Raw genomic sequence first — 2,776 nt, 5'->3', positions numbered from 1 at the left:
CTGCCGCGCAAGGGGCACACCGGCCAGCGTGACCAGCAGCAGAACCGCGCCCAGCAAAGTGGAAAAGACGGCAAAAAGCCGCCAGGCCTCGTCCCTTTTGCCCTCTGAGGCGTAGGAAGCAAACAGCGGCACCGCTATCACGGTCAGTGCCCCGCCCAGCACCGTAAAAATTACATTGGGTACCGTGTACGCCACCAGATAGGCGTCGGTGGACGCGCTGGCCCCGAAAACGTACGCCAGGGCCATTTCCCGTACGAAGCCCAAGATTCTGGAAAGCAGGGTAAAAGCGGCGATCACCGCCGTAGCCCTGGCAATGGTGTGAGTAGTGCTCATCTTAGCGACTCCCCGTACATCTTCGTGTAATAATCCTTATACTCCCCGCTCTTGACCCGCTCCCACCAGGGACGGTTCTGCCTGTACCACTCTACTGTTGCCGCCAGCCCCTCCTCGAAGGTGTGCCGGGGCCGCCAGCCCAGCTCCCGGGTGATCTTCGAGGGGTCGATGGCGTAGCGCCGGTCGTGTCCGGGCCGGTCGTTCACATACCGGATGAGACTTTCCGGCCTGCCCAGGAGCTTCAAGATCGCCCGCACCACTTCCAGGTTGGTGCGCTCCCCGTGGCCGCCGATGTTGTATACCTCCCCCGGCCTGCCCCGGAAAAGCACCAGCTCCAGCGCCCGGCAGTGGTCTTCCACGTGCAGCCAGTCCCGCACGTTCAAACCGTCGCCGTACACGGGCAGGGGCTGGTCCTCCAGCGCATTGGTAATCATCAAGGGGATGAGCTTTTCCGGGAACTGGTATGGCCCGTAGTTGTTGGAACACCGGGTGACGATCACCGGCAGGCCGTGGGTGCGGTGGTAGGCCAGGGCCAGGAGGTCGGCCGCTGCCTTGCTGGCGGAATACGGGCTGGATGGCTTCAAGGGGCTTTCCTCGGTGAAGCGCCCTTCAGGACCCAGGGAGCCGTAAACCTCGTCGGTGGAAACCTGGACAAAGACGGGAAACCTTCCCGCCGGGCCCGGTCCCTGCACGGGCAGCCTTTCCCTCCAGCATTCCATGGCTACGTCCAGCAGCACCTGGGTGCCCCGCACGTTGGTCTCGACAAAGGGCGAGGCGTCCATGATGCTGCGGTCCACGTGGGACTCGGCGGCAAAGTTGACCACCGCGTCCACACCCCTGGAAAAAATTTCGCTCACCAGGCGGCGGTCGCAGATGTCCCCGCGGGTGAACGAGTACCGGGGGTGGTTTTCCACGCCGGCCAGGTTTTCCAGATTACCCGCATAGGTGAGCTTATCCAGGTTGATGACCGAAACCCCGGGACGGGTCCGGAGAATGTAGCGGATGAAATTAGAGCCGATGAACCCGGCTCCGCCGGTAACCAGCAGTTTCATGGCCGGCTCCTCTCCTTCAAGTACCTTTTAAGGGCGTCCTCCCATGGCGGAAGGAGGTAGCCAATAGTCTCCTTCAGGGGGAAAGGGTCCAGTACGGAGTACGGCGGCCTCCTGGCCGGGCGGGGGAATCCCTCCGTGGAGCAGGGGGACACCTCCACCGCAAGGCCCGCAAGCTTGAAGATAGTGAGGGCGAATTCGTACCACGTGGTGACGCCGCTGTTGGTGACGTGGTAGGTGCCGTACCGGCCGCTTTCCACCAGGTCGGCCATGGCCCGGGCCAGGTCTACCGTATACGTGGGGCAACCCCGCTGGTCGTTGACTACTTTCACCGCGCCCTTTTCGCGACCTATCTTCAACATGGTTTCCACGAAGTTCCTGCCCCCGGGGCCGAAAAGCCAGCTGGTGCGCACGATGAAGTAGCGGCCGCCGACCTCCGCCACCGCTCGCTCGCCCCAGAGCTTGCTTTTGCCGTAATTGCCCAGGGGGTTGGGGGTATCGTAAATTTCGTAGGGCTCGCCCTTCCGGCCGTCAAAAATATAGTCGGTGCTGATATGCACCAACGAAGCACCCACATCCCGGCAGGCCAGGGCAAGGTTCTTTGCACCCAGGCCGTTTACCAGGAAGGCCTGCTCGCGGCTGGCTTCCGCACCGTCCACGTCGGTGAAGGCGGCACAGTTGACCACTACGTGCGGGCGGGCCTGCCACAGGGCGCGGCGTACCGCGGTCAAGTCCGTGATATCCAGGTCCTGCCGGGAAAGGGCCAGCACCTCATCCCCACGCTCCCGGAATTCCGCAACCACCGCCCGGCCCAGCATACCGGCGGCACCGGTAACCAGCACCCGCTTAGCCATGCCGCACCTCCCAGGAGTAAGGAATGGAGGGGTCATTGTATGGCAGGCGGTATTCGTCGGGCTTTTCGTAGTTGTACAGCTCCGTTGGGAAATTGACGATTAAGGCCGTCTGGTTTCCTTCGGCGGTAAAACCGTGATAAACCCCCGGCGGGATCTTTAAAAGGCAGGGGTTGAGGTAGCCCAGGTGGAATACGTTGACCATCCCTTTGGTGGGGCTGCCCTCCCGCGGGTCGCAGAGCACCACTCTGGCCATGCCCCCCACACAGACAAAGTGGTCCCACTGGATTTTGTGGTAGTGCCAGGCCTTAATTACCCCCGGGTAGCAGGCGGTGATGTAGGCCTGGCCGAACCTGTCAAACTCCGGCCAGTCGGAGCGCAGCATCTCCATGAGAAAACCCCGCTCGTCGGGAATTAAACGTAGTTTCTTTACCTGCACGCCGTCTATTAACTCCATAAAAACCCCTCCTGCTCTCAAATTACCACTTCCGCGTCGTCGCCCACAAAGAGGCGCAGGGCCCGGCGGCGTCCGCCGGCCCGGAC

General features: G+C 62.2%; 4 protein-coding genes. All 4 read right to left on the bottom strand.

The features are described 5' to 3' along the window. The coding region (locus ACPLUI_RS13565) for a lipid II flippase MurJ (protein WP_424660781.1) at nt 1-333 on the bottom strand (333 nt) is incomplete at its 3' end. Beyond that, nucleotides 330-1,385 (bottom strand): dTDP-glucose 4,6-dehydratase, encoded by a 1,056-nt coding sequence (gene rfbB / locus ACPLUI_RS13560; RefSeq protein WP_424660780.1) that lies wholly within the window; start codon nt 1,383-1,385, stop codon nt 330-332. The genes ACPLUI_RS13565 and rfbB, both read right to left, overlap by 4 nt. Then, nucleotides 1,382-2,236, bottom strand: a complete 855-nt coding sequence (gene rfbD, locus ACPLUI_RS13555) for a dTDP-4-dehydrorhamnose reductase (RefSeq protein WP_424660779.1) — start codon at nt 2,234-2,236, stop codon at nt 1,382-1,384. The genes rfbB and rfbD overlap by 4 nt, the downstream gene beginning before the upstream one ends. Further along, nucleotides 2,229-2,690: a dTDP-4-dehydrorhamnose 3,5-epimerase family protein gene (locus tag ACPLUI_RS13550; RefSeq protein WP_424660778.1), complete on the bottom strand. Its 462-nt coding sequence runs from the start codon at nt 2,688-2,690 to the stop codon at nt 2,229-2,231. The genes rfbD and ACPLUI_RS13550 overlap by 8 nt, the downstream gene beginning before the upstream one ends. Between the last annotated feature and the right edge of the window lie 86 nt (nt 2,691-2,776).

The organism is Desulfofundulus sp., assembly GCF_049701015.1.
GTDB lineage: Bacteria > Bacillota > Desulfotomaculia > Desulfotomaculales > Desulfovirgulaceae > Desulfofundulus.
Note: the sequence above shows the minus strand (reverse complement) of the source record. Positions and strands in the feature narration are given on the sequence as shown.

What these genes read in the sequence shown, in the direction of transcription:
- rfbB (WP_424660780.1), bottom strand. Translation starts at nt 1,385, where the DNA reads ATGAAACTGCTGGTTACCGGCGGAGCCGGGTTCATCGGCTCTAATTTC.
- rfbD (WP_424660779.1), bottom strand. Translation starts at nt 2,236, where the DNA reads ATGGCTAAGCGGGTGCTGGTTACCGGTGCCGCCGGTATGCTGGGCCGG.
- ACPLUI_RS13550 (WP_424660778.1), bottom strand. Translation starts at nt 2,690, where the DNA reads ATGGAGTTAATAGACGGCGTGCAGGTAAAGAAACTACGTTTAATTCCC.